2 protein-coding genes and 1 pseudogene are annotated in these 1,300 nt (G+C 58.3%); all 3 read left to right on the top strand.

The window, feature by feature from the left end; genetic code table 11:
• A pseudogene (locus AKL29_RS46835) lies at positions 1–286 on the top strand (FAD-dependent oxidoreductase); the annotation flags it as partial.
• Between the two features lie 234 nt (positions 287–520).
• Positions 521–757: a Rieske 2Fe-2S domain-containing protein gene (locus tag AKL29_RS46830; protein ID WP_488230428.1), complete on the top strand. Its 237-nt coding sequence runs from the start codon at positions 521–523 to the stop codon at positions 755–757.
• A gap of 141 nt (positions 758–898) precedes the next feature.
• A partial coding sequence (locus tag AKL29_RS21455) for a YciE/YciF ferroxidase family protein (protein WP_063779923.1) occupies positions 899–1,300 on the top strand: 402 nt, incomplete at its 3' end.

Raw genomic sequence — 1,300 nt, 5'->3', positions numbered from 1 at the left:
GCTGGCCGACGCGCTCTATTGGGACACGCTTGATCCCTATCACTATGTCCGCCTGCAGCCGCTCTCCACCGAGGAGGTCCTCGTGATCGTCGGCGGCGAGGATCACAAATCGGGCGAGGCGGATGACGGCGAGCAACGCTTCGCGGCGCTGGAGCACTGGGCGCGCGAACGATTGCCAGAGATGGGCGCGATAACCCATCGCTGGTCGGGACAAGTGCTGGAGCCGATAGATTTCGTCGGCTTCATCGGCCGCTCGCCGGACGAAGAGCATGTTTTCATTGTCAGCGGCGATTCCGGACAAGGCATCACCAACGGCCTCGTCGCGGGCATTCTGATCGCGGACCTGATCACCACCGGATCCAGTCCGTGGGAGGAGATCTATTCGCCTTCGCGGAAGGTCCACAAGAACCTCAGTGAGTACATCAGCGAGAACATAACGCCGTTGAAGAATTTCGCGGAGTATCTTTCGGCGGACGAAATCGCTTCGGTCGAGCGGCTGCGGCCGGGCGAAGGCTGCCTGGTGCGTAGTGGATTGCAGAAGGTCGCGGCATGCCGCGACCAGAAGGGACAGCTGCATTTGCATTCCGCCAGCTGCACGCATCTCGGTTGCGTCGTGCACTGGAATTCACTGGAGCAATGTTGGGATTGTCCCTGCCACGGATCGCAGTTCTCACCCGACGGCACCGCGCTCAACGGACCGGCAGTATCCCCGCTTGCCAATCTCGAGAGGCCGGCGCACCATCAGGCTGCGGAATAGCTTCGGTTTGGCCGTGTGGAAAGCCCCTGGAAACGGAGGCTTTTTCATGTCGCTTCTGGCGAATGAACTGATGACAGCCACACTTATGGAACATTCGAGGAAAGGCGCTGTTTGGCTCGTGTCACAAACAAGGAGGAAGCCATGCCGGGCCAGAACAAGACACTTGAAGACCTCTTTCTGGAGACTCTCAAGGACATGTACTACGCCGAAAGGAAGATACTCGTTGCGTTGCCTAAAATGGCAAAAGCCGCGAATTCTGACCAACTGCGCGCTGCCTTTGAAAAACATGCCGGCGAGACGGAGGGACAAGTCCAGCGTCTGCAGCAAGTTTTCAAATTGATGAAGCAGAATCCCAAGGGCAAGACCTGCCCCGCTATCCTGGGGCTGGTCGAGGAAGGCGAAGAAGTGATGGAGGATTTCGAAGATTCTCCGGCGTTGGATGCCGGCCTTCTCTCGGGTGCTCAGGCGGTCGAGCATTATGAAATATCGCGGTACGGCACGTTGATCGCGTGGGCTGAACAATTGGGTCTGAAGCAGGCCGTT

The sequence above is a fragment of the Bradyrhizobium pachyrhizi genome (assembly GCF_001189245.1).
Taxonomy (GTDB): domain Bacteria; phylum Pseudomonadota; class Alphaproteobacteria; order Rhizobiales; family Xanthobacteraceae; genus Bradyrhizobium; species Bradyrhizobium pachyrhizi.
The sequence above is the reverse complement of the archived record's forward strand: the minus strand, read 5'-3'. Positions and strand labels throughout refer to the sequence as shown.